Source organism: Pseudomonas massiliensis, assembly GCF_000826105.1.
Classification (GTDB): Bacteria; Pseudomonadota; Gammaproteobacteria; order Pseudomonadales; family Pseudomonadaceae; genus Aquipseudomonas; species Aquipseudomonas massiliensis.
Genome location: NZ_CCYK01000007.1, coordinates 1,143,231 through 1,169,653 on the forward strand (window position 1 = coordinate 1,143,231; position 26,423 = coordinate 1,169,653).

Genomic DNA, 26,423 nt, shown 5'->3' on the forward strand with positions numbered 1-26,423 from the left:
CAGAGAACTTCAGCAGGCGTGACCTCGGAACGCCTGCTCGTGCGGGCTCGGTTACAGGCCGAAATTGAACGCGATGGAGATGCGTGGACGGCTGCCCTTGAATGGCCGGACGCTGTGCAGCAGCCAGGAGGGAAACATCATCAGGGTTCCGCTGCGGGCGGCTTCCGTGGTAGCGCAGCCGGCGCTGACGCACTCCTCGATACGCATGCGTAGCTCAGGGCGGTAGGCCGAGGCCACCAGACCACGGGGGTCGAGGAATTCCAGGTCGCCGCCAATGCTCGGGTCCTGGGCGCGACCGCCGTCGTCCACCCAGTAGACCGCCGACCAGAAGGCCCCGGCATGGCCATGCACGCCATTGCTGTCACCAGCACGGTTGATGTTGGCCCAGGCGTTGTAATGCCATTGGAAGGTGGCGTGAACCAGGCCGTTGTCCGCGGTGTGTACCGCCGTAAGGCTGCGCGCCATGTCCTGGGCGAACTGGAGCAGGGTGGCACCGGCCTCGCCCGACCAATCGGCGAAGTCCGCTTCCGACTGCCAGCCACCCTGGTTGCTGTGCTGCACGCCCCGAGACCGGGCTTCCTCCGCGAAAATGGCGGCGCTCAGTTGCTCATTGAGGCGCGCATGCTCCGGCAGCTGGCAACTCACCAAGGGAGTAGGGAACAGCTTACGGATTTTCATCAGGCTTTCGTCGAACTGGTGCTCGGTCATTCAGAGGCCGCCGAAGGACAAAGGGTGCTTTCATTCTGGTTTCAAAGCCGGCCGGGCGCAACCGCGTCGGCGGTTCCCATCCAGCCTGCGAACCCACGGAGGACGACGGTGTCGGTAAACCAGGCGTCATTCATTTTCGAGAGGAGGCTCCATGAGCAAATCGGTTCCCTACGTCACGCTTAACGACGACAAGATGATGCCGCAACTAGGCCTTGGGGTCTGGAAAGCCAGTGAGGACCAAGCCCGCCAGGCGGTGCGCGAGGCCTTCGAAGTGGGCTATCGCTCCATCGATACCGCGTCCATCTACGAGAATGAGGGCGGAGTGGGCCTGGGCCTGCAGGATGCCGGCCTGCCGCGTGAGTCGTACTTCGTGACCACCAAGGTGTGGAATGCCGACCAGGGCTTTGACCAGGCACGGGAGGCGGCCCTGCGCAGTCTGGAACGACTGGGCCTGGATTATGTGGACCTGTTGCTGATCCATTGGCCGCTGCCCATGGCCGAGCGCTATCTGGACACTTGGAAAGCCCTGATCGCCTTGCGTGACGAAGGCCGCGCGCTGTCCATCGGCGTATCCAATTTCAACCCCAGCCACCTGCAGCGTCTGATCGACGAAACCGGAGTCGTTCCGGCGGTCAACCAGGTCGAAGCCCATCCGTATTTCCAGCGAGCCGACCTGCGTGCCTTCCACCAGGAACATGGAATCCATACCGAAGCTTGGAGCCCCTTGGCCCAGGGCAAGGTCGCCGAAGACCCGCAGTTGCAGGCCATCGCCGCCAAGTATGGCAAGAGCCCGGCCCAGGTCGCCCTGCGCTGGCATCTGGACAATGGCACCATCGTGATTCCCAAGTCCGTAACGCCTGAACGCATCCGCATCAACTTCGAAGTGTTCGACTTCAGCCTCACTGAGGAGGATCGGCAGTCGATCCAGGCACTGGATCGCCAGCAACGCCTGGGCCCGGACCCGGAAACCTTCGCCATGGGAGCCTGAGCTCAGGCGTCAGAGGGCGCCGAACATGGCCGTCCAGTAAATGCCAGCGTCGCTCTTGGGGGCGGTGGCATAGGCGGCGCCCATGGCTTGCAGGTGTGGGCTCATCAGGGCCGCGCAGTGACCAGGGCTGGCCAGCCACCCCTCCACCACCTTGGCGCCACTGTCCTGGCCTGCCGCGATGGTTTCGGCCACCTGGGTGCCGCTGTATCCGGCCAGTTCGGCACGGTCTCCCGGCAGTCGCCCGTCGCGATCAAGATGATCGAAGTAGTTACGGTTGGCCATGTCCCGGCTATGGGCTTCAGCGACGCTGCCCAGGATGTCGTCCCAGACCAGGGGAGGGCTGGCAGTGAAGGCTTGGCCACCGCATTGGCGAGCCTGGGCGCGGGCCCGATTGACCGCTTCGAGCAGGTTCTTGCCTTCGGCCTGGGCCGTACCCAGCCTGGCGGTCAGCAATGGGCGCGCCAACAGGATGCGCCAGTCACGTCCTTGCTGGGTAACGGCCACATCCACGAACTGAGGGTCCAGGATGACCTGGCAATAGGGCACGGCCATGGCAGCCATGGCCGCGGCAGCGTCCCTGGGGCCGGACAGGCTGATGGCCCGGACGTTGACCATGGGATAGTTCGCCCGCGCCAGCGCTTGGGTCAAATCTCCCGGATCCCCGGCGGCCGCCGCCAGCCGCGTGTCCGGCGTCAGGGGCGGGAGCGGCAGCGATGCCAGATCGCCGCAGCGTTGCGGTTGACCGCGGTATTCGTTAAGCGCGCTCACCAAGGCCGGAGCGTCATCCGCCTGGGCCGCGTTCACCATGGCCAAGGCAAGGCATAGGCCAGGTATCCAGGCACTGGTTTCGGTTCGTGTTGTCACGCGAAAAAATCTCCTCAGGGCGAAATCATTCAAACTCCAACAGGGCACCCAACCATCCGCCGGTGTGTTCCACCGCGAATATGACCAGCCCGTGCCCCATGGTACAGGGCGAGGAACTGACCGATGGGTTCAAGGATGTTCCATACGGGTCGATAGCTGAAGATCAAGATCCCACCGACGACTTTCCTATGGCAAACCGCATATCGCGCCGATCCTTTCGCCTCCATCAGGCCTGGTGGGATTCTATCGTGATCGCTTGCTTGGGTTTGTCAGTGCTTTGGCTCGGCATTCATTTGGATCTTTTCGAAGAACTCACCCAATTCAGCGCCCAGCACGAGAGTTGGCAAGCAGATGAACTGTTCCTTGGCTTTGTAGTTATGGGCTGGTGTGGCTTCGCCTTCGGTATTCGTAGGGTTTACGAACTTCACAAAGAAGTCCGCAGTCGCCAACTCGCTGAAAGAGCCGCAATCGACATGGCTCTCCATGACAGTTTGACTCGGTTGTCCAACCGGCGAGGCCTGGAGCTGGAGTTCCATTCCCGCAGACTACGCCCCGATGATCCATTCTTCCTGGTGGTCTTTGACTTGGATGGCTTCAAATCCGTCAATGATGTTTATGGTCATGCCTTCGGTGACCGGTTGCTCAAGGAGCTGGCGGAGCGTCTACGCAAATCCTTGCCGCAAGGTGATTTTGCATGCCGTTTGGGTGGAGATGAATTCGCGCTGATCATCCGCTCTGCCAAAACCGCGGAGGCTGCTCGCCTTTTGCTCGATCAACTGGCTTCGCTGATTTCCAGCCCTGCGGTATTTGGCTCTGTGCGCCTGAGCGCGGCGGGCACCTATGGTGTTGCTCAATACCCTAGAGATGGGGCAGACCTCAGCAGCCTGCTTCGCCGCGCCGACCTGGCGCTGTATCAAGGCAAGCATGATGGCAAGAATACGATTCGCTTTTTCGATCCCCTGCGCGATTCGCATCTTGAGCAGCAGTCGCAAGTGGCGCAGCTGCTGCGCGAGGCGCTCGATAATGGCTATCTGAGCCTAGCCTATCAGCCAATCGTTTCCTTGCAGGGGGAGGAGATTATCGGTTTTGAGGCCTTGGCTCGGTTGGATCACCCCGTGCATGGACAGATTCCACCCACGTCTTTCATCCGGGCCGCTGAGCGATCCGGGCTGATGCGGGATTTGACCACACTGCTACTGGAGCGGGCCTGTCGGGAAGCTGCGAGTTGGCCCGACCACCTTTGGCTGGCATTCAACCTCAGCGCCCTGGACCTTCGGGATGAAGGCCTCGTCGAACGGGTGCACACCGCACTGCAGCGAAGCGGCTTTCCGGCGAACCGCCTGGAGTTGGAGGTAACCGAAACCGCGGTGGTGAACGACGTAGCCATGGCCAGCAAGCAAATACACGCCTTGCAAAAGATGGGGATACGCATCGCCATGGACGATTTCGGCACGGGCTACTCAAGCTTGGCACAGTTGAGCCATTTCAATTTCGACAAGCTGAAGATAGATCGGACATTCATCGATACGGTGCTTCAGAGCGAAAAGAACGCCCGTATCGTTCGAGCAGTCATTCACCTGAGCGAAGGCTTAGGCTTGCCCGCGCTGGCCGAAGGAGTGGAGACCCGTGGACAAGCGCAGTGGCTAGGTGAAGCAGGTTGTCCCATGGCGCAGGGCTATCTATTCAGCGAACCGCTCTCAGAGGTTCACCTCAGAGAGTGGCTAGGGGTCGTTGCCAAATCCAGCCACGAACCCGCGGCTTGATTGTAAAGCATTCAGTCGATAGCACCGGTATTTACACGGGTTTCCTGCCTTCGCTTGTCTGCCCCGCGGCAATGAACCTGGGCTTCGGTAGCTGCTACTGGCCGGCTTAGCTTGAACGAACCCGCCGCCCGTGTCTCTATTGTGCAGCGACCCGCAGGGCCGTTTCTTGCCACAGGAGCAGAGCCAATGATCTCCCAGCCACGCGCTACCGGCGAGCCCTTCAAACGCTTGTTCTTCGCGCTGGATTGCACTGCCGAGCAGCGCCAGGTCATCGCGCGCTGGCGCAAGACGCTGCCCTTGGGGCAGGGCCGTAAGGTGCCCTCGGAACACTTTCACCTGACCCTGCTGTTTCTTGGCGAGGTCAGTCTCGAGCGCCTGCCCTCGGTACTCGCGGCCGCTGGTTCCGTGCGTCCCCCTGGCGGCGCTTTGCGGGTGCCGCTGGACCGTCTCGAGGCCTGGCATCGCTCCGGTGTACTGGTGCTGGCGCCGCAGTCGCCCCCCAAGGCCCTACTCCGCCTGGCGTATGACTTGCAGCAAGCCCTGCTGCCGCTCGGCCTGCTCAAGGAGAGTCGTGATTACCGGCCTCACCTGACCCTTGCCCGAGACTTTCAAGGCCAGGCCCCCGAAGCCGTGATGCCGCCTGAGCTGTGGTTGAGCGCCAGCCGGTTCACGCTGTTCGAATCGCATAAAGGCCAATACTCGCCGCTCCGACACTGGTCGCTGACTTGAGCGTCTGTCTTGTAGGTGACTACCTAATCCCGTGTAGGAAAGAGGGAAAAGTCACCTAACTCGGTATTCATGACGTTCCATTAGTACTATCGTCCGATCCTGTAACAATAAAAATACAAGGACGATACCAGCATGATGAAAAAAACCGCGCTTGCTACCGCCGTTGCGCTTGGCCTTGTTTTGGGTGCCACGCCTGCCTCGGCCAACCCTTCGCCATACTCCACCATGATCGTGTTCGGCGACAGCCTCAGCGATGCCGGGCAGTTTCCAGACCTGACCGGCCCATTGGGCGCCAGTACTCGTTTCACCAACCGCACCGGCCCAAGCTATAAGGATGGCAGCGGAGAAATCTATGGCGCCGTGTCTTCCACTCAATTAGGGACGCGATTGGGCATCGACTCGCTGGCGCTGGGCGCTTCCACCTCGGCGATAAACCAGGCCGTGGGACTACCGGATGGAAACAACTGGGCCACGGGTGGCTACCGAACCGACCAGATCTACGATTCCATTACCGGTGAGTCCCGGGTGGAAATCGCTGGCCTGCTCCTGCGCAGCCGCCCAGGCTACCTGGCCAACGGCAACCGGGCCGACCCCAACGCGCTCTACTACCTGAGCGGAGGCGGCAATGATTTCCTCCAGGGGCAAGTGACCTCGGTGGCCACGGCCAGCGCCGCGGCCGGCCGCCTGGCCAGTAGCGTAGCCGCACTGCAGCAGGCCGGTGCGCGCTACATCATGGTATGGCTGCTGCCTGACCTGGGACTTACGCCCTACCTCTACGGTACCGCCAACCAGGCTGGGACATCGGCATTGAGCGCGGTATTCAACCAGACGCTTGTGTCTCAACTGGCACAGATCGACGCCGAGATAATCCCGCTCAACGTGCCCCTGCTGCTCTCGGAAGTGGTGGCCGAGCCCGGTCGTTATGGCCTGGCCACGGACCAGAATCTGCTGGGCACCTGTTTCAGCGGCAATGGCTGCACTGAGAATGCGGCCTATGGCCTGAACAGCGGCAACGCCGACCCGAGCAAGCTGTTGTTCAACGACAGCGTGCATCCCACCAGCGCTGGGCAGAAGCTGATCGCCGACTACGCCTACTCGCTGCTATCGGCGCCATGGGAGCTGACATTGCTGCCGGAACTGGCCCACGGCAGCCTGCGTAGCCATCAGGACAGCCTGCGAGCGCAGTGGAACCAACCCTGGCAAGCCGTAGGGCAGTGGCAGGCCATGCTCGACACCGCTGGGCAATCCCTGGACATGGATGATCACCGCGGCGGCGCCAAGGCCAACGGCCATGGCTTGAACCTGATGGTGGGCGGCAGTTACCGGCTGAACACGGCCTGGCGGCTGGGATTGGCGGGCGGGTACCAGCGCCAGCGAGTGGAAGCCGGCGCGGCGGATTCCGACTATAGCCTGAGCAGCTACCTCGGCACGGCGTTCGCGCAATACCGGCAAGGCCGGTTCTGGGCTGACCTGGCCGCGACCGCGGGCAAGCTGGACTATGACCAGCTCAAGCGTACCTTCGATCTGGGCGTGGGCGAACGCTCGGAAAAAGGCGACAGCCAGGGTGCGCTGTGGGCGCTGAGCGGGCGCCTGGGCTACAACCTGATGGCACCAGCCGGCCCCTGGCAAGTATCGCCCTTTATCAGCGCCGACTACGCCAGCGTCGAGGTGGATGGGTATTCAGAGAAGAGCACCCGGGCCACGGCCCTGACCGTGGGCGACCAGCGTCAAGATTCCAGGCGACTTGGCCTTGGCTTGCACCTCAGCCGCCAATTGACGCCTGCCACCGTGGTATTCGGTGAGCTGGCACATGAGCGCGAGCTGAACGACGACGTCCAGTACCTGGACCTCTCACTGCGCAGCCTGCCGGCCAATGGTTTCAAGCTTCAGGGCTATAGCCCGGCGCGTAACCATGACCGGGCCAGCCTGGGCTTGCGCCACCAACTGAGGCCCGGCCTGGCGCTGAATGCGGCCTACCAATGGCGAGGAAGCGGTCAGAGCACTCAGCAAGGGGTGAACCTGGCGCTGAGCCTGGACTTCTGACCGCGGCCCCGACCGCCTGAGCAATCGCCGCGCTTACAGCTTGAACCGAGCCACCATGCGGTTGAAGGCGGTAGCCAGGCGGGAAAGGTCCTGACTGGAGGCGTTGGTCTGGTTGGCGCCGGCGGCAGTCTGGCTCGACAGGTCCTGGATGTTGACCAGGTTGCGGTCCACTTCGCGGGCAACCTGGGCCTGCTCCTCGGCGGCGCTGGCGATTACCAGGTTGCGTTCGTTGATACCGGCGACAGCATGGGTGATGCGTTCCAGGGCCTGGTCGGCAGCGACAGCCAGGTGCTGGGTGTTCTGGGCCAGAGACTGGCTGTTGCCCATGGCACGTACAGCCTGATCGGCGGTGGCCTGCACGGTGGCGATCATGGTCTCGATCTCGCCAGTGGAGGTCTGGGTCCGCGCCGCCAGGGCACGCACCTCGTCGGCCACCACGGCGAAGCCGCGGCCTTGCTCGCCCGCCCGGGCCGCTTCGATGGCGGCATTGAGGGCCAGCAGGTTGGTCTGCTCGGCAATGCCACGGATCACATCCACCACGTTGCCGATGTTGCGTACCTGGTCCGCCAGGGTGTGCACGGTTTCGGTTGAGCCATTGAGCTCGCGGGCCATGCCGTTGATCGCGTCCACTGCCTGCTGCACCTGGGTACGTCCGGTTTCGGCTTCCTGGCTGGTGCTGCGTGAGGCTTCAGAGGTGGAAACCGCGTTGCGGGCCACTTCTTCCACAGCGCTGGTCATCTCGGTCACCGCCGTCGCCGCCTGCTGGATTTCGTCATTCTGACGGGTCAGCCCACGGGTGCTTTCCTCGGTCACCGCGCTCAGTTCTTCGGCGGCTGACGCCAGTTGCTCGGACGCCTTGGCAATCTCCTCGATGGTAGTCTTCAGGTTGCTCTGCATGCCGCCCAGGGCCGTCAGCAACTGACCGGTCTCATCGGTGCGGTCGGCCTGGATGGAAACCGTCAGGTCGCCCGCGGCTACGCGCCGGGCTGATTCCACTGCCAGGGCAATGGGGCGGGCGATGGCGCGGGTGATGATCAGGCCAAGCAGGATGGCGAGCACAAAGGCGAAAACGATCACGCCCACCAGCCAGTAGGTAGCATGCTGGGCCGTGGCATCGGCCTGAACAGCAGCCTCTTTGATCTGCCGGGTATTGGAGTCCCGGATCACGGTGATGTCGTCGAGCACGCGCTTGTAGCTTTCCAGCACGGTGCCGTTAAGGGCCTGCCGAGCCGCTTCGATATTGCCCTGATTAATGACGGTTACAGCCTGATCGATAGCATCCTGCAGGGCTCTCCAATCAGCGCGTTCCAGGGCATCGCCAGCAGCGCGTTCATCGTCGGCCAGAGGAGTTTGGCGATAAGCAGTAAAGTCTTTCCAGGCTTCGTCGCGGTTGGCGTTCATGACACCAAGCAACTCGGCGCGCGCGGCTTCGGGCGCCTTGGCCGCCACCAGCGACAGGTAGCGATAGAGATCGCGGTTTTGAGCGATGACCGCCGAGCGAACCTTGTTGACGTTGAGGATGGATACCACGTTGTTGGAGAACACGCTATCGAGGCTGTCGCCAACCTGATTGATGCCACGACCGCCGATGATACCTACCAGCAAGGTAAGCAGCGCGCACAGCGCGAAGGCGCTGAGCAGCTTGGTGGCAAGCTTGGCGTTATTGATAAAACCCATAGTGATCGAGCCCTTTCCGTAGCCGTCGAAGTTACGTGCGGGCCAGGCCCGCCGGTGGTTCTAAGCATCGGCGATCCCCGGTCAAACTAAAGCGTAGCGGGCGCTTGGCCGACGCGCGGCGCGCCGGATCTCAATCTGCAAGCAGGGTGCTCACCTTCGCCGCCAGGCTGGCCATGGGGAACGGTTTGGTCAGTACCGCCATGCCGGGTTCAAGGTCGTTGTTTCCAAGTACCGCGTGCTCTGCGAAACCAGTCACGAACAGCACCTTGAGCCCGGGCCGTACCACCCGGGCCGCATCGGCCACCTGGCGGCCGTTCATGCCGCCTGGCAGGCCGACGTCGGTCAGCAGCAGATCGATGCGCCCGGCCCCTTGCAGCAACTCCAGCCCGGCAGGGCCATTGTCGGCTTGCAGGGTGCGATAGCCCGCATCTTCCAGCGCCTGGGCCATGAGCATGCGAACGGTGGCCTCGTCGTCGATCACCAGGACAGTACCGCCGCTGCCGGCTTCGATCGGCCGGGCCGGTTGGGCCGTGGTGTCCAGTACGACTTCGCCGGTGTAACGAGGCAGGTAAAGCGTGAAGGTGGTGCCCTGGCCTACGTTCGAGGTGACCCGTACCTGGCCGCCGGATTGACGGACGAAACCGTGGACCATGGACAACCCCAGCCCAGTGCCCTGGCCGATGGGCTTGGTGGTGAAGAAGGGATCGAAGATACGTTCGACGATATTGGTGGGGATACCGGTACCTGTATCCGCCACTTCGATAGCCAAGTATTCCCCGGGGGCCAGGTCCAGCGCCGTCGCGCAATCGCCACCGAGCCATAGATTGTCGGCCCCCAGGCGGAGCATTCCCCCCTCAGGCATTGCGTCCCGGGCATTGATCGCCAGGTTCAGCAGCGTGCTCTCCAACTGCACGGCATCGATCCGCGCTGACCACAAGTCAGGCGTATCCCGCACCACCACAGTGATAGCAGGGCCCACGGTCCGCCGGATCAACTCCTCCATGCCGCTCATCAAGCGGTTCACGTCCGTTGGGCGAGGCGCCAGGGTCTGTCGTCGGGAGAAGGCCAGCAGGCGCTGGGTCAACGCGGCTGCCCGTTGCGCTGAGGTCTGGGCTCCCTGGAAGAAGCGCTCCAGTTTGTCCAGGCGGCCGCTCTTGAGGCGCTGCTCGACAATTTCCAGGCTGCCGATGATGCCAGCCAGCAAATTGTTGAAATCGTGGGCGATACCTCCCGTGAGCTGACCGACGGCTTCCATTTTCTGGGCCTGCCGCAAGGCCTCATGGGCCTGGGTCAGTTCTTCGGTCCGTTGGGCGACCCGCTGTTCGAGCGTTTCGTTGGCGGTTTGCACCTGTTGGAACAGACGGGCGTTATCGATGGCGATCGCGGCCTGGGCCGCCAGGGCAACCATCACCTGTTCATGCCGTTCGCTGAAGCGTCCCCGCTCCGGGTGGCCGAAGAACAGCCCGCCCAGCACGCCGCCCTGGCGCGACACCACCGACACGGCCAGGTAGCTGCGCACCGGCAGGTGCCCCCTGGGCATGCCATGATGGGGGGCGTTACGGCCATAGCGCGGGTCAGCCAGGATATCGTCGGAGCGCACCACCCCCTCGTCACGGAAAGTCGGCCCGAACACGGCCGTCGCGCGAGGACCGCCGAAAGGCTTGAACTGCTCCCGGTCCGCCCCGGAAAGGGTAAACAGGGCCAGGCGTTCGCCGCTTTCATCCGGCACGTTGTGAAAGAATGCACCGAACTTCGCGCCCGTCAGCGCCACTCCGGCATCGGTGACGGTTTGCACTACCCGTTCAAGATCCAGGTCGCCGGCCAGCAGCTTGTTGATCCGGTCCAGGGTTTCCATGGTGCGGGTTTGCTCGCGCAGGGCCGTCTCGGCGCGTACCCGGTCGCTGATGTCGACGACCAGTTCGAAACAGGTGCCATCCGGCAGGCGCTTCGCCGCCACCAGGCCCCACCAGCGACTGCTGTCCTCGCGCAGGTATTCGCGCTCGTAGGGGGTACTGGCCCCGGTAGCCTTGAGTTCCAGGAAGGCGTGGCGTACCTCGTCCCACCCGGGCTCGGGGGTCAGGCCTTGCCAAGTCAGACGACCAGCGCGCACGTCATCGCGGTGGTAGCCGCTCATGCGCAGGAACGCCTCATTGGTATCGACGACCACGCCCTGGTCATCGCTGAACACAGCACCGACGGTGTCGATTTCCAGCGCCGAACGGAAGCGCTCCTCGCTCGCAGCCAGGGCTGCTTCGGCCACATGTGCCTCGGTGACATCGAAGCCTTCGCAGAAGATACCAATGACACGATCAGCTTCATCGGTCAGCGGTTCATAGATGAAATCCAGGTAGCGCTGCTCGGAAGGAGCGCCTTCGAAGGCAAGCTGAATCGGGGTACGCCGTGCCACGAAACGCTCGCCAGTGCGGTACACCTGGTCGAGCCATTCGTAGAACCCCTGGCCGGCCAGTTCGGGAAACACTTCGCGGATGGGCTTGCCGATGAAATCCCGATGACCGAACAGGCGCAGGTAGGCGCTGTTGACGAACTCGAACACATGCTCGGGACCGTGAAGAATGGTAATGAACCCGGGGGCCTGCTCGAACATTCGGCGCTGACGGGCCGTATGGGCTTCGCGCGTGCGTTCATGAAGCACCCTGTCAGTGGTTTCGTGCCCCTGGTTGAAAATGCCTACTACCTCGCCTGCTTCGCCGCGTATGGGCGTCAGGCTGTAGTTCCAGTAGGTTTCAGTGACCACGCCGTCACGCAGCATGGGCAGCATCTGGTCAAAGACGGTCACGCCTTCACCCGCGTCGAGCACCTGGCGCATCTGCGGACCGACCACCGACCAGATGTCATGCCATAACTGGGCGGCTGGCTGGGCTAGGGCCTGGGGATGACGCTCGGCCGGAACGTGCGCCCAGGCATCGTTGTAAAGCAGGCGCAGCTCTTCGCCCCAGTAGATGGCCGTGGGAAAGCTGGAGTTGAGGCAGATGCTCAGGGCCGATTGCAGTGACTGTGGCCAGGTGCCCGGCGCGCCCAGCGGCGTCTGCGTCCAGGCAAAGGCCCGGATACGTTCGCCCATCTCGCCCCCGCCAAAAAGAAAGCTTGGCGTGGAAGGGGTGTCGCTTTCGCTCTTCATACAGCTGCCCATGGTACTTCGTGGCTCCCCGCGACCTGTTGCGGCGCGCAAGTGTAAGAGATTCGCCGCCGGGCGGCACGGTTAAAGGATGGCCTTCGGCAGACGGTGCTAGGGCGCGGACCGCGCGATGCTGTCAGGGCTTGGACAGCGCCCGGCTTCGAAGTGCTGGCCGACGAATGCGCGAGCCGGCCCATTGTCCACTCCATATCAAAGTGACATGATCCGACCGCCGAGCATCTATGCTTGGCTGCCATGGCCATTGCAGAGCCATCGACGCCATGGCCAGCCTCTCGGATCATTGAGGAAAGATCGAGCAATGCCACGCAGCCGTCGCGAACTGGGCCGGGATTTTACCCGCCGCATCTATGGCCCACGCGCGCTGGGCTGCGCGCTCAGCGCGCTATTCATCGGCACCGTGGCCTATCAGGGCGGGCATACGCCAGTGTGGGTCTGGGCGCTGATGGCCCTCAATGCCTTCTGCTGGCCGACCCTGGCCTACCGCCTTGGCCGAGCCAGCGCGGACCCCTATGCCGCCGAGAAGCGCAATCTGCTGCTCGATGGCCTGTTCGCCGGGTTCTGGGTGGGGCAGATGGCGCTGAACCTTCTGCCCTCCGCGTTGCTCCTGGCCATGGTCGCCATGAACGGCGTGGCTGCCGGGGGCGCGTCCATGTTGCGCGCCACCCTTGGGCTGCAAGCAGTGGGGGTAATGCTGGGTCTGGCCGCGGCGGGCCTGCGCATAGCCCCGGAAACCACTCAACTGCAGATGATCAGCTGCGTGCCCATGCTCGGGGTCTATCCAGTGACCGTGGGTAGCGCCAGCTACCGCCTGGCCGTACAGCTGGCCGAGCACAAGAAGGCGTTCAAGCTCATCAGCACGCTGGATGGCATGACCCACCTGCCGCATCAAGCGGCCTGGATGACCAGGCTGGGCGAAACCTTCGAACAGTGCCGCGCGGGTGAGCAGGGGGCCATACTGGCCCTCTTGGATATCGACGATTTCAAGTCGGTGAACGACAGTCATGGCCATCTGGTGGGCGACGCCATGATCGGCCGCCTGGCGAATCTGCTGCGCGCCGGGCTTGGCCCCAAGGCCGTGCCAGGGCGCTACGGAGGAGACGAATTCTGCGTGATCCTGCTCGGGGTCACCGTCAGCCAGGCCTGCGAGCAGCTTAACGATATCCGCAAGCGCTTCGCCGAATGGACCGACGGCGTTTCACCCGCCCAAGCCAGCCTGAGCATCGGCCTGGTGCCTTATTCGCGCCGTTATGCCAGCGAGCGCGACTGGTTGCACGCGGCCGACCAGGCGCTGTACCGGGCCAAGCACAGTGGCAAGAATCGGGTCTGGTTGCAGGAGCTACCGTTGGCATAGACGGTCGGTATGCCAACCTACGGTCAATGGACTCGGCATGCATTGAGTTTCGTACAAGGTGTTGTACCATGATGCCGCTGGCAGGCGTCGTCCCGATGACTGGAGCAACTCTGTCCGGATGCTTTGAAAGCTGACGGTTTTTCAAGGCCAACACATCAGCAGGCTCCTCCCCCCAAGGGTTGCAGCAATCCTCTGGCGTCAGAGGAAGGAACGAGACATGCAGGTACTTACATTCAGCGAAGCCAGAGCAGGCTTGAAGCGAGTCATGGATGACGTATGCCGGGACCATGAGCCCACGGTCATCACTCGCCAACGCGGCGATCACGTTGTGCTGCTATCGCTGGAAGATTTCAACTCGATGAACGAAACGATGTACCTCCTCGGTACGGCGTCGAATGCCTCGAGACTTCGGGAGTCCATTGCCCAGCACAAAGCCGGGACAGCGTTCACGAAGGATATTCCGATCGATGTCCCAGAAGAAAAAGCAGCAGAATAAAAAGGCAGCCACTGAAAGTGTCCAGGTATCCTTCACTGCCATAGGCTGGGAAGACTTTGAGTACTGGCGCGCTCATGACGCGAAGATCCACGCGGGCGTCTGCCGGTTGGTCGGCGAATGCATGCGTACACCCTTCGAGGGGGTGGGCAAGCCCGAACCGCTCAAAGGCGATTTATCGGGCTACTGGTCCCGGCGCATAACGAAAGAGCACCGGTTCGTGTATCACTACGGCGCCGGCACCTTGACTGTGATCGCGTGCCGATTTCATTACTGAATGAGCCGACAGCGCGCTCACCTTGAAATCCTATCTGAAAGGTTTACAGGCTAGCCCACATCGGAGCGGGGCGAACCTCTCGAATGGGGTAACGGCCTTCGCGAGCTCCGCCTGCGGCTTCGCCCGTCTCCTCCGGACAAGGTCTACTCGCCCCTGGGACCATACAGGTCCCCGATCACCTGTTCCCCCAATGCCAGCCCCACGCTCATTCCCAGCCCAGTATGCATCAGCACCGCGCTGATGCCGTCGCCCACGTGGGTAACGCTGAACGGGCCGGGCCCGCGGCAGCCATACACGCCTTGCCAGCGTTCTACGACCTCCAACTCACCACCGAGAGTATGTTCGGCCAGCTCCAGCAACAGCCGGTCCACCGCTTCGGCGTTGAAGGGCGAAGCATCGCTGCCGTAGGCATGGGAATCACCAATGATCAGGTCGCCGTGGGGCGTAGGGCTGATCAGCAGGTGGATGCCATGGGCTTCGAGGGCGGGCTGGTCACGGCGTATGGCCTGGCGGATCGCCTCGGCTTCGGGCAGGTCCGCGTAGGCCCCGTAGTGCACACAGCTCAGGCCGGTCAGCAGGGCATGGCGCAGGTCCAGAGGGTGCCTGGGGCGAGCGCGGAGCATCTGCAAGGCGCACACCTGAGGCTTGAGCGCGGCCATCTGCTCGGCCAACAGCGTCTGGTAGTCGTGACCTGAGCATACGACCACCCGGGGTGCACGGAACACGCCCTCGGTGGTGACCACGCTGCCCGGCGCCAGGTCGCGAACCAGGGCCGAAAAATGAAAACGCACACCCAGCTCCTTGGCCAAGTAGGCAATGATCTGGGGCAGTGCCTGGCGGGAGTACAGCTGCTGATCATCCAGGCCATGGAGCGCGGCCCGGTGGTGAGCGAAGCGCCCTTGGTACAGCTGCGCCAGGGCCGGGCCTCGCAGTAGCTCGCTGCGGTAGCCCAGGGCCTTGCCGCGGCCGGCCTGGAAGGCTTCGAGCAGGGCTTCCTCGGCTTCGCTGCGGGCGAACAGCAAAGAGCCTTGCTGGCGCAGATGCAGCCCCGCGTGCCCGGCCAGTTCGGCCCACAGGCCGCGTGCCTTGCGGGCAAGGTCCAGCATCCGGCCAGGGGCCTGGCCGCTGACCAGGGCCTGGCCGAAGTTGCGCACCGAGGCGCCCAGGGGGGTATGACTACGCTCGAACACCCGCACGTTCAATCCACGACGCGCGGCAGCCCAGGCATGGGCAAGGCCCAGGATGCCGGCACCGACTACGATCAGGTCTGTGGTTTTTTCAGTCATGATGGGCTCCTGCCGGCTCATTGGGCTACGGGTTCGGATTTGCCGTCGTAGCGCTTGCGCCATTCGGCCAGGATGCGGTCACGGTTTTGCGAGGCCCAGGCGAAATCGTTCTTGACCAGGCGCTGCTCATAGTCGGCCGGCAAGTCTTCGAAACGGGCTGCCAGGCCCGGCTGTGCCAGCACCGCGAAGTTGTTCCGGTACAACGCCATGGCCGTTGGGCTGGAGGCGAAGTCCGCCAGCTTGCGTGCCGCGTCCAGCTTGGCGGTGCCCTTGATGATGGCGCTAGCCTCGATCTCCCAGCCCAGGCCTTCGCTTGGCAGGATGATTTCCAGTGGCGCGCCTTTGCGCTTGAGTTGCACGGCCGGGTATTCGAAGGAGATGCCGATGGGAAATTCACCGGCGGCGGCCTGCTTGCATGGCTTGGAGCCGGAATGGGTGTACTGGCCGATGTTCTGGTGAAGCTGGTCCATGTAGGCCCAGCCCTGGGCTTCACCGAAGGTCTGCAACCACGCGCTTACATCCAGGTAGCCAGTGCCGGAGGAGGCTGGGTTGGGCATCACGATCTTGCCTCGGTATATCGGCTTGGTCAGGTCGGCCCAACTGGTGGGCCTGGGCAGGCCCTGCTTCTGCGCCTCCACGGTGTTGAAGCAGAGCGTGGCGGCCCAGACGTCCATGCCTACCCAGGCGGGCGGATTGGCCGGGTCTCGATAACGCGGGCCGATCTGCGCCAGGTTGGCCGGCGCGTATGGCAGCAGCAGGCCCTGGTGGTCAAGGATGGCCAGGCTCGAGCCCGCCAGGCCCCAGACAACGTCCGCCTGGGGGCGGTCCTTTTCGGCCAGCAGCTTGGCGGTGACGATGCCCGTGGAGTCGCGTCCCCACTTGATCCTGATATCCGGATGCTGCTGCTCGAAGGCGGCCTGGTAAGGCTTGAGTTGTTCCACCTCCAGGGCGGTATAAACGGTGAGTTCGGTGTCGGCCTGGGCGTGTGAGGCCAGGGCCAGGCACAGGGAAACGGCCAGCGCGGCGGGCTTGAACATAAGAAGGCTCCAGTGGGGGTGAGGCGGACGGTTTTGTCTGGACAGTTCGGGATGGCTCAGTCCGAACCCGGATGTTCACGGCGGGCCAGGCGTGCATTGATGGCATCGATGATCGGCGGCAGGTCGGCCAGGGTATCGATCAGATAATGCGGCCGGCAGGGTGCCAGTTCGGCATCGATGCGATGGCGATGGGCAGCCCGTTCCTGGCCGGAGAGCGCCTGGAACTGCTCCAGGCTCAGCCCGAGGCAGTTCCCGGAGAAGCGCAACGCGACTGTCCACATCCCGGCGCGCCGCCCCTCCAGCAGCCCCGGCGCGGTATCGTCGACTTTCACACAGGCGGCGACATCCTCCAGCCCCAGGGCGATGACATTGGCCAGGGCCTGGGCCGGGTACGGGCGCCCGCAGGGTACTTCGTCACTGGCCACCACATGGTCTGGGCGGTAGCCCGCCGCGGTCGCAAGCGCCTGGACCTTGTTCATCACTGCCCGGGGGTACCCGGAGCAGCTGCCAATCTTCAGCCCCCGCTCACGCAACGCGGCAACAGCCTCCAGGGCGCCGGGTATCAGCGCTGAATGTTCAGCGACCTTTTCGATCTGCAGGGGCATGAAGCGCTCGTACAGGGCCGTCACATCTGCGTCCGTAGGTGCGTGGCCGAAGCGGCGCGCAAAGCGTGCGGCCACCGCGGGCTGATCGCAGAGCGCGCGGATGTGGTCCCACTTGCCCATGCCCATGGGGCCGCGGGCTTCTTCCAGGCTCAGGGCCAGGTCGAAGCTGGCGAAGGCTTCCACGAAGATATGGGTGGGGGCGAAGGAGCCGAAATCCACCACGGTGCCTGCCCAGTCGAGAATGGCGGCCTGCAAGTGAGTGGGGCGTTGGTAGGTCATGGAATGCTCCGGGTGGGCGAGAGTATGAAAATCAGTTGGCCTGGCCGCGCCAGGCCTGGGCTCGGCGCAGCGCTGCGCGGGACAGCAGCGCCAGGGCCACGGAGGCTGCCGCGCTGGTGAACATGATCAGCGACCCCATGGCCGCCGCGCCGCCGACGTTTCCGGCATCGTCCATGTTCAGCACGGCGATGGCGGCCAGCAGGCTATCCGGGCTGTAGAGGAAGATCACCGCCGACACCGTCGTCATGGCCGAGACGAACAGGTAACGGAACACGTCGAGCATGGCAGGCAGCGCCAGCGGCAGCGTGACGCGGCGGAAATGACAGGCCAGGGGCACTTTCAGCGACAGCGCCACCGCTTCGAACTCGCCATCGAGCCGGCGCACGGCCTCGTTGGCCGTGAGCTGAGCGGTCGTGAGGAAATGGGCGAGGGTGCACAGGCTGAGCAAGCCAAGGCTCCCATAGAGGCCATGCAACGGGTTGCCGGGCAGGTTGAAGAAAAAGACGTAGCCCAGCCCCAGTACCAGTCCGGGCACCGCCATGGGGATGAAACTCAAGAACGCGATGGTCCGGGTCAGTACGCTGGGGCGGGTCTTTTCCACCAGGCAGGCCGCCAGGAATACCAAAACCACCCCGCCAGCGGCGGTACCCAGGGCCATGGCCAGACTGTTGCGGTACACCTGCCAGCCGCCGGGCAGATCCGAAAAGGCGTAGTGTTCCAAGGAAGGGGCAAGGTTGTACGGCCAGAAACGCGCCAGGGAAGCGAACACCGCCATTGCGAACACACTGAGTAACAGCAAGCCGATCAGGGTCGCCAGGGCCAGGTAGGCGCGGTCGCGGCCTGGGCTTGGCTGTGGTCGCAGCGGCTGGGCGCGCCCACCCAGGGTGTCGCGCTGGTGCCGGCCGAGCCAGCGGTCCACCGCGAAGCTGAGCAGCGCAGGCCCTAGCAGTACCAGGCCGATAAGCGCACCGCGGCCGAACTGCTGCTGGCCGACCACCGCCTTGTAGGCTTCCAGGGCCAGGGTCTGATAATCCCCGCCGACCACCACTGGCACACCGAAATCCGTAACGCACAGGGTGAATACCAGGCAGGTTGCGGCAAACAGGCCGCGACGGCTGGCCGGCCAGGTAATGGTGCGAAAGGCCCGCCATGGGGAAGCACCGAGGCTAGCGGCGGCATCGAACAGGCGGCTGTCCGCCATGGCCAGGGTGGACAGGCACACCATCAGGGCGTGCGGGAAGCAGTAGATCGCCTGCCCCAGGACGATTCCCCAGAAGCCGTAGAGATTACCGTCCAGCCAGGGCCGCAAGAGTCCCTGGTTGCCGAACAGGTAGATGAGCGCGATCCCGGGCAGCATCGAGGGTGCCAGTAGCGGAAGCAGCGACAGGCCCCGCCACAACCCTTTGAACGGCATACAGCTGCGCTGCAGCCCATAGGCCAGGCTGTAGGCCAATGGCACCACAATGCCGACCACCGTGGCCGCGGTCGCTAGGCTGTTACCCAGCAACCAGCGAAAATGCGCGCTGCCGAACAGTGCCGCGGCCGCCGCCAGGCCTCCGCCTTGCCCCGGGGCATCGCTCAGGCCTCGCCAGAGCATGGCCAGCAGGGGGCAGAGCAGGGCGAGCGATAGCCATGCCAGGAGCACAGTGAGCCCGCCGCCGACCAGTAGCCCATCGGCCAGGTCAGCGGGCCGCGAAGAAGTCGTGCTCGAGGCTGCACGCCACGCCATGACCCGGCTCATCAGGCGAATACCTGCAAGTGGTGTGGTGGCAGGGCGACCCACAGCGGCCCTTCGCCCAGTCGACGGGTCGCTTCGGCGGATAGCTCGGCATGCAAGGTATGCCCGGGAAGGTTGTCCAGCTCGAACGCCAGCCGGCAGCGGTTGCCCAGGAAAGTCAGGCCCTTGGGCCTGGCGCTGCACAGGTTGGCTTCGTGTACCGGCGGGTTGACCGCAACCGTTTCTGGGCGACAGAACAGCTGCCCCCGGGCATGGGCCGGGGGGGCGGCCAGGGTCAGGCTCAGCCCTCCTACCCGAGCCTGTGTGCCGTCGCGTTCGAACGGCAGCCAGTTGCCCTGGCCGAGGAAGCCGGCCACGAAGGCGCTGGCGGGCTGGCGGTACAGCTGCTCGGCGGCGCCGTATTGTTCCACCCGGCCCTGATGGATGACCGCGATGCGGTCGGCCATGAGCATGGCTTCGTCCTGATGGTGAGTGACCATCAAGGTGGTAATGCCCAATTGACGCTGCAGCTGCCGTAGCTCGCCGCACAAGCGCTCACGTACCTGAGCATCCAGGGCTGACATGGGCTCGTCCAAGAGCAGGACTGTAGGGTTGGGCGCCAGCGCGCGGGCCAGGGCCACGCGTTGCTGCTGGCCGCCGGAAAGCTGACCGGGATACTTGGCTTCACTTCCGGCCAGGCCCACCAGCTCCAGCATGTGCGCTACCCGTTCACGTGTCGCCTTGCGTCCTTGCCCGGCCAGCCCGTAGGCCACATTGGCCGCCACGCTGAGGTTGGGAAAAAGCGCGTAGGACTGGAAGACGATGCCATAGTCACGCGCCTGGGGTGGGAGGGTCGAGACGTCGCGCTCGCCGAAATGGATTTGCCCCTGGTCTTGGCGTTCCAGGCCGGCCAGGCAGCGTAGCAGGGTGGTCTTGCCGCAGCCGGAAGGGCCGAGCAGGCATACCAGCTCGCCTGGGTTGACGGTCAGGCTGACCCCATCCAAAGCCTTGAAGCCGCCGAAGGCTTTGTGCAAACCATTGATATGCAGACCGACCGCGCCCATGCTCGTACCTCGTTGGGGGGAAACGAGGCTTATGCTGCGCTTGGCCTGCTAACGCTTGATGGCACCGGATCGAAAAGCAGTGATACTGCTATCGGTTTTTTTGTCATGCGCTCATTGCGCTTCGCGGGCCAGCGCCAGCAATGCTGCCGGTAGCCTTGCCTGGCGGCGGTCCTTCAGGCAGTAGAGGTATTCGGCGATCAGGGGCGCGCCCTCCAGGGCAATCACCCGCAGCGCCGGGTCATGGGGCACTTCATGGCGAGCGATCACGCTCACGCCCAGGTTGCGCAACACTGCTTCGCGAATGGATTCGCGGCTGCCGATTTCCAGCAGTGCCCCCGGGATCACACCCGCGGCCTGCAGCATCTGCTCGGTCAGCAGCCGGGTGGTAGAACCTGCCTCTCGCATCAACAGGCACTGACCGGTCAAGGCCTGGGGCGGCAGGCAGGCATGGGCGGCGAGAGGGTGGCTACCGTGTACCGCCAGCACTAGCGGGTCCTGGCCGAGCACCAGACGCACGAATCGACTGTCGTCCTCCAGCTGGGAGGACGCCGCCAGGTCCACCCGGTGTTCTTCCAGGGCTTCGATCACCTGCTGCGAGTTGCCGATCTCCAGGCTTACCTGGACCTGGGGGAAGCGAGCCCGTAGCCGCTTGACCAGGTCCAGCACGTAGTAGGGAGCGGTGGCACCCAGGCGCAAGCTCCCTTGCATCTGGCTGGCGTTACGCAGGTGAAACTCGATGTCCGCCTCCTGGCGTAACCAGGTTTGCACCAACGGCAACAGGTTGGCCCCTTCCTCGCTGACCACCAGGCGGCGCCCGCCTCGGTAGAACAGTTCTATACCGTAGCGCGCCTCCAAGGCGCGAATCTGGGTAGTGACCGTGGGCTGGCTCAGGCCGAGTTTTTTCGCCGCCTGGGTGATGCTGCCAAGGCGAGCCACCGTGTAGAAAGCCTTGAGCTCGGGTGCCAGCATGGACGCTCACAGATCGTGACAGTAGGGCTGGCCAGGGTATCACGCAGTGCGTAGGGAGATGGGAACGGCTGTTCCCCACGGTGGCCACAATGGCTATGCAAGACTGGCCTTAGGTCTGGACCAAGGCTGCTGATACGGGTCGTCGGGGTACGGAATCCCTCCCGGAACGCCCGAACCCTCAGGCATTGTCCCGCGAAGCCAGGGCTGTACCCGCATGAGTACTCAGCCTTGCCAGCCGGGCACCGCGACCCACGGCATGGGGTCGGCAAAGACGGCGACTTCACAGCTACGCCTGTGCTGGAAGGGCTGCCGGCTCTGCCAGCGGCCCTGGCTCGACCCGCAATGCCTGCAGGTCAAGCGATCGCCGCGCAGGGACCAATGGGTTTCCCATGCGGTGATTGCATCCATTGCGAGGTCAAGCCGGGCGAAGCTGGATTGGATTGCGGCCATATGCCACCTCCCTGTCATGATTAAAGTAGAGACGTGCGCGCTGAAAAGGTTCTGGCCGGTGGTCGGCTTTTTTTCAACCCGCCTGTTGGAAAGGCCATCGTGGTTGTGGGGCAGGTGGTCGCGAGGGTGATGAAGAACCACGCACAGACGCAAGGGTCTCAAGTGCTCACAGCCAGGGGGCCGGAATGGACGACTTTGTGATTCAACCTTTGCGCGAGAGCGACCTGAGCGAAGCCCGCGAGGTGGTACGTGAAGCCTTTGCGACCTTCATGGGCGCAGCCGCACCGGGGGAGTTCTGGAATGATCGCGATTATGTGGAGGGTCGCTGGCGTGCCGAGCATACGGCCTGGTTCAAGGTAGACATCAACGGACAGATGGCCGGGGTCGCGGGTGTCGCGCGCTGGGGTAGCCACGCGGTCGTAGGGCCGGTAGCGGTGCGCCCGGCCTACTGGGAGCGCAAGTTGGCCAAGGCGCTGATGGCGGCAGTCAGCGGCCAGCTCGATGCCTGGGGGATTGATCACGCGGGGTTGTTCACCTTTCCTGACAGCCCGCGGCACCTAGGGCTCTATCAAGGTTTCGGCTTCTGGCCCCAGGCCTTGACCGCGGTCATGGCTCGGGCTGTCGAAGGCCAGGCCAGCGGCTCGGCCCCTGTGTGCGCGGCCCTGAGCCAGGCCCAACGCCAGGCCTGCGCCGCCTTGGCCAATGAGGCGGCGGCCGGGCTCGACCCTACCGGCGAGCTCGACGCCGTGGAACGCCTCGGGCTGGGAGCGAACCTGCTATTGCATGGAGCCGATGGCGAACTCGAAGCCTTCGCCGCCTGCCACTTCGGCCCCCGCAGCGAAGCCGGCGAGGGCGTGTGCTACGTCAAGTTCGCCATGGTTAGCGGTGGGGACGAGGCCAGCGCGCGGATGGAACGGTTGTTGATCGCCTGCAACGACCTTGCCCTCGCTCACGGTCAGACCCGACTCATGCTGGGGGTGAATACCGGGCGCCGTAGCGCCTACCAGTATCTGCTGAGCGCGGGTTTCGCCATTCAGATCCTTGGTGTGACCATGCATCGGGGCAGTGGAGGCTATGACCAGCCCCAGGTGTGGATCTGTGATGATTGGCGGTGATTGTGCTTTCAGGCCTTTCGGCTCGGCGCACACCTGGTTAGAGCCAGTGCCAGCTGGCGAAGCTTGTGCGGATGGCACAGACGACGCGGAATGCGCCTCGGCTCGGCCGAGTGGAGGCATGGCGAAGCTGGGCGCCCGCCAGGGAAGGCGGGCGAGGGAACTCAGGCAACTTCCCACCCTACCAGAGCAAAGCACCTCATCGGCACGACCCCAGCGCTTCGAGCAGGGGACCAAGGTGCGCCTCGTAATTGCGCCAGCGCTGCACCGAACTGCTGTACAGGGGCTCTCGCACCTGAGTCAGGCTGGCAGTGCGGATACTGCGTTCGGTGCGGTGGAAGGCCAGGCAGGCATCGTTCCAGGGCAGGCCGCAGAACTCCAACAGGCGCGCCGCCTGGCCGGGCAGGTCTGCCACCAGGTCTTCATAGCGGACTTCCAGCAGGCGCCCGGCCGGTAGCACCTGGCGCCAATGGGCCATCAGCCCCGCGTAGTGACGATAGTGAGCGCCCAGTTCGGCCAGGTCGTAGGTGGCTTCCTGATGCTCGCTGAACAGGCGGGTGTAGCAGGACAGGCAGGTGTCCACCGGGTCGCGGCTGACATGGATGATCCGGGCGTTGGGCAGCATGGCCGGGATAAGCCCGGCCGCCATGTAGTTCGCGGGTAGCTTGTCGGTGATGCGCAAGGCGTCAGGGCCATGTCGACGCAGCCGTCGGACATATTCCCGGCCCAGGGCGCTCAGGTGCCCGGCATCGGCCTGGCGAAGGTTCGCAGGGTAGGGCGCCGGCCCATGGCCAGGTAGCGGCAATTGCAACAGGCGTAGCAGTTCGTGAAGTTCTCCGGCGGCTGCCACGCTCGGATGGCTGGCCAGTATTTGCTCCGTGAGCGTGCTGCCGGAGCGTGGCATGCCTAACACGAAGACGGGCAGCTCGCTGGGGTCGCCCTGGCCCTCCAGGCCGCGCAGCCGGGGCCCGTCGAATTCGGCGATGATCGCCCGCAGGCGCGCTTCGTCCGCTTCGCTGCTGTAGTCCAGGGTAGCGCGCTTGAGTCGCGCGCCCTGGGAGAAATGACTGAAGGCCTGTTTGTACTGGCCCAGCTCGTCATAGCCCTTGCCCAGGGCGTAATGCAGCGCGATACGTCGGCCCGGGCTCGCCTGGCTGCTGGCGGCCAGCATTTGCTCCATGCGCGCCAGGTTAGGTTCGCCCGGGCGTGCCTTGCGTGCCTGGGCCAAGTGATAGCGGGCCCCATGATGGTCGGGCTGCGCGGCCAGGGTCTGTTCGAGCAAGGTCACCGCTTCGGCCTGACGACCTCGCTCCAGGGCCAGGCTGGCCAGGCCCACCGACGCGTCGGCGAAGTCGGGACGCAGGGCCAGGGCGCGTTGCAGGGCTTCTTCGGCCAGGGCACTGTCACCTTCTTCGGCGTGCATTGTACCCAGTTGGCACCAGGCATCGGCATGCTCCGGGCTGCGCGCCACCGCGGCCTGAAGCAGCTGCACTCCCTGCTCGCGCTGGTCCAGCTCGGCCAGGCAGCGCGCCATGCCGATGCAGGCCTTGATATGACCTGGGCGCTGTTGCAGCGCCTGGGCCAACAGATGCCGGGCTTCCCGGGGGCGCGCCTGGCGCAACCGCACCAGGCCCAGGTTACACAGCGCATCCGGTGAATCGGGTGCCAGCTCGACCGCCTGCTCCAGCGCCTCGGCGGCCTCGTGCAGACGCTCGGCTTCCATGAGCACGGCACCCAGGTTGGAGAGCGCTTCAGGGTAGTCTGGCCGGGCCACCAGGGCCTGCCGATAACCGGAGATGGCCCCTTCGAGATCGTGCCGGGCGTGGGCAATGCTCGCCAGATTGTTCAAGGATGGCACCATGCCAGGCTGCAATTGAAGCGCCTGGTGATGGCAGGCCTCGGCGCGCTCCAGCTCGCCCAGGTCGAACCAGGCCAGACCAAGGTTGCTATGGGCCGAGGCGGCGGCTGGTGCCAGCGCGACCGCGCGCTCGCCATGAGCTACCGCGGGACGCGCCTGCCCCTGCTGACGAAGCATCTCAGCCAGGTTGCTATGCAGCAGCGGAGCGTTGGGTGCCTCTTCGACCAGCCGGGCCATGGCCTGCAGGGCTTCCTTGACTTCACCATTGCGGTACAGGTGCAACGCCTGCTGGTGGCGAACTTCGAGGGGCGCCGTCTGGGCCGCTTGCCAAGGCAGTGCCTGCTGAACGTAGCGGGCGAGGGCTTCCAGGCTTTGCGCCAGGCTCTGCCGGTGGGTATCCAGGCGTAGCTGGGGCGCGAGCGGAGACTCATAGGGCGCGTCCACCCCGGTGAAGCCGGGCAACTGCCCGGCGCGGGCCCGGCGGTACAGACCCTTGGTGTCTCGCGCTTCACAGGTGGCCAGGTCAGCCGCCACGTGAATTTCATGGAACGCTGGAATGATTTCCCTGGCCCGCTCGCGGTCGGCCCGGTAGGGGGAGATCAAAGAAACGATGCACAAAAGGCCTGCTTCGGCAAAGAGCGCCGCGACCTGGGCAGTGCGCCTGACGTTTTCGGCGCGGTCCGCGGGGCTGAAGCCGAGGTCCTGGTTCAGGCCTGTTCGCAGCCGATCCCCGTCGAGCACGAAGCAAGGGTAGCCCAACGGCTGCAAGCGCGCCGCGAGCCCCTCGGCGAGGGTTGTCTTACCGGCGCCGGAAAGGCCGGTCAGCCAGAGCACGGCGCCGGGCCGGGTGCTGTAGGGCGGGGTCGGGGTGATCACAGGTCACTCGCTCCATCGGGTGTCTGGGGCGCCGCGCGAGTGCGGCGCTCGACCCAGCATAGCTTGCAATCACCTTGTTGGAGCCAGCGAAGCTGGCGAATGCGCCCCGGCAGTCCCAGGTTATCGAATCAGGGGCGTCAAAGCCGCCGCTCTACCTCGCGATTGGCGCGTTCCAGGGTCTCGACGTCCTGTTCCTTGCGCTTGATGGAGGTAGGCGTGATCAGCTTGTCCACATCGTCGGTATCCGAGTCAGGCTGTTCGATGTCGCGTTCCACTACATCCACGGGCTTGCCTTCGCTGTCGGTCACTGGGGCATTGGGTTGCCGGCGGTTTTCTTCGTTGTTCATTCAAGCCTCCAAAACGCTTTCGACGGCCCGGCTCGGTCAGGGGCGCCAGCCGGGGATACATCGCTTTCGATGCCCGGTAGGCGCGTTCGTTCGAAGCGGCTGCGCTTGCAGGGTTCTGCCTGAACCGGCTCGCCTTCCGCTTATCCGCGGTCGCTTGAGTCGATGGAACCAATGGCCTGCCGTCTCGCTCAGCATAAGGGAGACCACTCACTCGAAGTGCCAAACAGGGCCAGCACGAACCGACGGCATGCTGGGCCAGAAAAATGACCGTCGAGCCTAGCCTGAGGACCACACCATGAACGCCATCGAATTGCTGAAGCAGGACCACGAACGTCTCAAGGGGCTGTTCGAAGAGCTGACCAAGACCACCGAGCGCGGCGTCAAGAAACGGGCCGAGCTGCTCGGCAAGATCGAGCTTGAACTGACTCTGCACACTCATATCGAGGAAGACATCCTGTACCCGGCTTTCAAGGAAGCCGGAAGCAAGGAAGAGGACGTGATGTACTACGAGGCCAAGGAAGAGCACCGTGCGGTGGAAGCCCTGGTGCTGCCTGACCTGAAGGCCACCGACCCGGCCACCCCGGCCTTCGCCGGTCGGGCCAAGGTGTGCAAGGAAATGCTCGAGCATCACATCGAAGAAGAAGAAGAGGAAATGTTCCCCAAGGCCCAGGAATTGCTGGGCGACAAGCTGGATGAAATCGGCGCCCAGATGGAACAGCTCAAGCAGCAACTGAAGAAAGAGCTGACTCGCAAGGCCGCCTGACCCTCCCCAT

Annotated in this window: 22 protein-coding genes; 9 read left to right on the forward strand and 13 right to left on the reverse strand. The window is 64.1% G+C overall.

The features are described 5' to 3' along the window. Nucleotides 1-51: 51 nt before the first annotated feature. Entirely contained in the window at nt 52-708 is a 657-nt protein-coding gene (locus tag BN1188_RS16150) for a TIGR02466 family protein (protein ID WP_040262424.1), read from the reverse strand. Between the two features lie 151 nt (nt 709-859). On the opposite strand from BN1188_RS16150, the gene BN1188_RS16155 reads away from it, so the two are divergent. Continuing rightward, nucleotides 860-1,696: an aldo/keto reductase gene (locus BN1188_RS16155; protein ID WP_040262425.1), complete on the forward strand. Its 837-nt coding sequence runs from the start codon at nt 860-862 to the stop codon at nt 1,694-1,696. Between the two features lie 9 nt (nt 1,697-1,705). Here BN1188_RS16155 and BN1188_RS16160 read toward each other — a convergent pair whose 3' ends face one another. Then, nucleotides 1,706-2,503, reverse strand: a complete 798-nt coding sequence (locus BN1188_RS16160) for a CAP domain-containing protein (protein ID WP_052469305.1) — start codon at nt 2,501-2,503, stop codon at nt 1,706-1,708. 155 nt (nt 2,504-2,658) lie between these two features. Here BN1188_RS16160 and BN1188_RS16165 point away from each other — a divergent pair, with 155 nt between their 5' ends. The 3 genes from BN1188_RS16165 to estP all read left to right on the forward strand — a co-directional run bounded on the left by BN1188_RS16165 (nt 2,659) and on the right by estP (nt 7,095). Next, a complete protein-coding gene (locus tag BN1188_RS16165; RefSeq protein ID WP_187375331.1) occupies nt 2,659-4,323 on the forward strand; it encodes a putative bifunctional diguanylate cyclase/phosphodiesterase in 1,665 nt (554 codons plus the stop codon). 186 nt (nt 4,324-4,509) lie between these two features. Next, a complete protein-coding gene (gene thpR, locus BN1188_RS16170; RefSeq protein WP_040262426.1) occupies nt 4,510-5,052 on the forward strand; it encodes an RNA 2',3'-cyclic phosphodiesterase in 543 nt (180 codons plus the stop codon). Between the two features lie 132 nt (nt 5,053-5,184). Beyond that, nucleotides 5,185-7,095 (forward strand): esterase EstP, encoded by a 1,911-nt coding sequence (estP, locus tag BN1188_RS16175; protein WP_040262427.1) that lies wholly within the window; start codon nt 5,185-5,187, stop codon nt 7,093-7,095. Nucleotides 7,096-7,128: 33 nt separating this feature from the next. On the opposite strand, the gene BN1188_RS16180 is transcribed toward estP, so the two are convergent. Together BN1188_RS16180 and BN1188_RS16185 are read right to left on the reverse strand one after the other, a co-directional pair. After that, the gene (locus tag BN1188_RS16180; protein WP_040262428.1) at nt 7,129-8,772 is read right to left on the reverse strand and encodes a methyl-accepting chemotaxis protein; all 1,644 of its coding nucleotides are present in this window, start codon (nt 8,770-8,772) and stop codon (nt 7,129-7,131) included. 130 nt (nt 8,773-8,902) lie between these two features. Further along, on the reverse strand, nt 8,903-11,911 hold the full coding sequence (locus BN1188_RS16185; RefSeq protein ID WP_084596321.1) for a PAS domain-containing protein: 3,009 nt from the start codon (nt 11,909-11,911) through the stop codon (nt 8,903-8,905). Between the two features lie 316 nt (nt 11,912-12,227). Between BN1188_RS16185 and BN1188_RS16190 the strand changes: the two genes are divergently transcribed. From BN1188_RS16190 to BN1188_RS16200, 3 genes are all read left to right on the forward strand, one after another. Beyond that, the gene (locus BN1188_RS16190) at nt 12,228-13,280 is read left to right on the forward strand and encodes a diguanylate cyclase (protein WP_040262429.1); all 1,053 of its coding nucleotides are present in this window, start codon (nt 12,228-12,230) and stop codon (nt 13,278-13,280) included. Between the two features lie 217 nt (nt 13,281-13,497). Then, the gene (locus BN1188_RS16195) at nt 13,498-13,776 is read left to right on the forward strand and encodes a type II toxin-antitoxin system Phd/YefM family antitoxin (protein WP_040262430.1); all 279 of its coding nucleotides are present in this window, start codon (nt 13,498-13,500) and stop codon (nt 13,774-13,776) included. Then, entirely contained in the window at nt 13,748-14,050 is a 303-nt protein-coding gene (locus BN1188_RS16200; protein WP_040262431.1) for a Txe/YoeB family addiction module toxin, read from the forward strand. Before BN1188_RS16195 ends, BN1188_RS16200 begins: the two co-directional genes overlap by 29 nt. 143 nt (nt 14,051-14,193) lie before the next feature. On the opposite strand, the gene BN1188_RS16205 is transcribed toward BN1188_RS16200, so the two are convergent. The 7 genes from BN1188_RS16205 to BN1188_RS16235 form a co-directional block, all read right to left on the reverse strand. Further along, nucleotides 14,194-15,336 (reverse strand): TIGR03364 family FAD-dependent oxidoreductase, encoded by a 1,143-nt coding sequence (locus BN1188_RS16205; protein WP_040262432.1) that lies wholly within the window; start codon nt 15,334-15,336, stop codon nt 14,194-14,196. Between the two features lie 17 nt (nt 15,337-15,353). Then, nucleotides 15,354-16,373 carry a putative 2-aminoethylphosphonate ABC transporter substrate-binding protein gene (locus BN1188_RS16210; RefSeq protein ID WP_040262433.1) on the reverse strand — a complete coding sequence of 340 codons (1,020 nt, stop codon included), beginning with the start codon at nt 16,371-16,373 and terminating at the stop codon, nt 15,354-15,356. 56 nt (nt 16,374-16,429) lie between these two features. Continuing rightward, complete coding sequence (gene phnX / locus BN1188_RS16215) at nt 16,430-17,257, reverse strand: phosphonoacetaldehyde hydrolase (RefSeq protein ID WP_040262434.1); 828 nt, start codon at nt 17,255-17,257, stop codon at nt 16,430-16,432. A 31-nt stretch (nt 17,258-17,288) separates the two neighbouring features. After that, a complete protein-coding gene (locus BN1188_RS16220; RefSeq protein WP_088776241.1) occupies nt 17,289-18,986 on the reverse strand; it encodes a putative 2-aminoethylphosphonate ABC transporter permease subunit in 1,698 nt (565 codons plus the stop codon). Nucleotides 18,987-18,997: 11 nt separating this feature from the next. Then, the gene (locus BN1188_RS16225; RefSeq protein WP_040262436.1) at nt 18,998-20,038 is read right to left on the reverse strand and encodes a putative 2-aminoethylphosphonate ABC transporter ATP-binding protein; all 1,041 of its coding nucleotides are present in this window, start codon (nt 20,036-20,038) and stop codon (nt 18,998-19,000) included. Between the two features lie 111 nt (nt 20,039-20,149). Beyond that, nucleotides 20,150-21,007 (reverse strand): LysR substrate-binding domain-containing protein, encoded by an 858-nt coding sequence (locus BN1188_RS16230; RefSeq protein ID WP_040262437.1) that lies wholly within the window; start codon nt 21,005-21,007, stop codon nt 20,150-20,152. Nucleotides 21,008-21,229: 222 nt separating this feature from the next. Then, entirely contained in the window at nt 21,230-21,457 is a 228-nt protein-coding gene (locus BN1188_RS16235) for a hypothetical protein (protein WP_040262438.1), read from the reverse strand. A gap of 185 nt (nt 21,458-21,642) precedes the next feature. Between BN1188_RS16235 and BN1188_RS16240 the strand changes: the two genes are divergently transcribed. Then, complete coding sequence (locus BN1188_RS16240; RefSeq protein ID WP_040262439.1) at nt 21,643-22,572, forward strand: GNAT family N-acetyltransferase; 930 nt, start codon at nt 21,643-21,645, stop codon at nt 22,570-22,572. Between the two features lie 196 nt (nt 22,573-22,768). On the opposite strand, the gene cysC is transcribed toward BN1188_RS16240, so the two are convergent. After that, the gene (cysC, locus tag BN1188_RS16245) at nt 22,769-25,303 is read right to left on the reverse strand and encodes an adenylyl-sulfate kinase (protein ID WP_052469308.1); all 2,535 of its coding nucleotides are present in this window, start codon (nt 25,301-25,303) and stop codon (nt 22,769-22,771) included. Nucleotides 25,304-25,440: 137 nt separating this feature from the next. Then, nucleotides 25,441-25,650 carry a hypothetical protein gene (locus tag BN1188_RS16250; RefSeq protein ID WP_040262440.1) on the reverse strand — a complete coding sequence of 70 codons (210 nt, stop codon included), beginning with the start codon at nt 25,648-25,650 and terminating at the stop codon, nt 25,441-25,443. A 295-nt stretch (nt 25,651-25,945) separates the two neighbouring features. On the opposite strand from BN1188_RS16250, the gene BN1188_RS16255 reads away from it, so the two are divergent. Then, nucleotides 25,946-26,413 (forward strand): hemerythrin domain-containing protein, encoded by a 468-nt coding sequence (locus BN1188_RS16255; RefSeq protein ID WP_040262441.1) that lies wholly within the window; start codon nt 25,946-25,948, stop codon nt 26,411-26,413. The last annotated feature ends 10 nt before the right edge of the window (nt 26,414-26,423 follow it).

Coding starts and splice junctions, on each gene's coding strand:
- BN1188_RS16210 (WP_040262433.1), bottom strand. CDS start 16,373: ATGTTCAAGCCCGCCGCGCTGGCCGTTTCCCTGTGCCTGGCCCTGGCC.
- BN1188_RS16185 (WP_084596321.1), bottom strand. CDS start 11,911: ATGAAGAGCGAAAGCGACACCCCTTCCACGCCAAGCTTTCTTTTTGGC.
- BN1188_RS16255 (WP_040262441.1), top strand. CDS start 25,946: ATGAACGCCATCGAATTGCTGAAGCAGGACCACGAACGTCTCAAGGGG.
- BN1188_RS16250 (WP_040262440.1), bottom strand. CDS start 25,650: ATGAACAACGAAGAAAACCGCCGGCAACCCAATGCCCCAGTGACCGAC.
- BN1188_RS16200 (WP_040262431.1), top strand. CDS start 13,748: ATGTCCCAGAAGAAAAAGCAGCAGAATAAAAAGGCAGCCACTGAAAGT.
- BN1188_RS16225 (WP_040262436.1), bottom strand. CDS start 20,038: ATGGGCGCGGTCGGTCTGCATATCAATGGTTTGCACAAAGCCTTCGGC.
- BN1188_RS16165 (WP_187375331.1), top strand. CDS start 2,659: ATGGTACAGGGCGAGGAACTGACCGATGGGTTCAAGGATGTTCCATAC.
- BN1188_RS16240 (WP_040262439.1), top strand. CDS start 21,643: ATGGACGACTTTGTGATTCAACCTTTGCGCGAGAGCGACCTGAGCGAA.
- BN1188_RS16150 (WP_040262424.1), bottom strand. CDS start 708: ATGACCGAGCACCAGTTCGACGAAAGCCTGATGAAAATCCGTAAGCTG.
- BN1188_RS16220 (WP_088776241.1), bottom strand. CDS start 18,986: ATGGCGTGGCGTGCAGCCTCGAGCACGACTTCTTCGCGGCCCGCTGAC.
- BN1188_RS16160 (WP_052469305.1), bottom strand. CDS start 2,503: ATGGTGAACGCGGCCCAGGCGGATGACGCTCCGGCCTTGGTGAGCGCG.
- BN1188_RS16180 (WP_040262428.1), bottom strand. CDS start 8,772: ATGGGTTTTATCAATAACGCCAAGCTTGCCACCAAGCTGCTCAGCGCC.
- estP (WP_040262427.1), top strand. CDS start 5,185: ATGATGAAAAAAACCGCGCTTGCTACCGCCGTTGCGCTTGGCCTTGTT.
- BN1188_RS16195 (WP_040262430.1), top strand. CDS start 13,498: ATGCAGGTACTTACATTCAGCGAAGCCAGAGCAGGCTTGAAGCGAGTC.
- phnX (WP_040262434.1), bottom strand. CDS start 17,257: ATGACCTACCAACGCCCCACTCACTTGCAGGCCGCCATTCTCGACTGG.
- BN1188_RS16230 (WP_040262437.1), bottom strand. CDS start 21,007: ATGCTGGCACCCGAGCTCAAGGCTTTCTACACGGTGGCTCGCCTTGGC.
- BN1188_RS16155 (WP_040262425.1), top strand. CDS start 860: ATGAGCAAATCGGTTCCCTACGTCACGCTTAACGACGACAAGATGATG.
- BN1188_RS16235 (WP_040262438.1), bottom strand. CDS start 21,457: ATGGCCGCAATCCAATCCAGCTTCGCCCGGCTTGACCTCGCAATGGAT.
- thpR (WP_040262426.1), top strand. CDS start 4,510: ATGATCTCCCAGCCACGCGCTACCGGCGAGCCCTTCAAACGCTTGTTC.
- BN1188_RS16190 (WP_040262429.1), top strand. CDS start 12,228: ATGCCACGCAGCCGTCGCGAACTGGGCCGGGATTTTACCCGCCGCATC.
- BN1188_RS16205 (WP_040262432.1), bottom strand. CDS start 15,336: ATGACTGAAAAAACCACAGACCTGATCGTAGTCGGTGCCGGCATCCTG.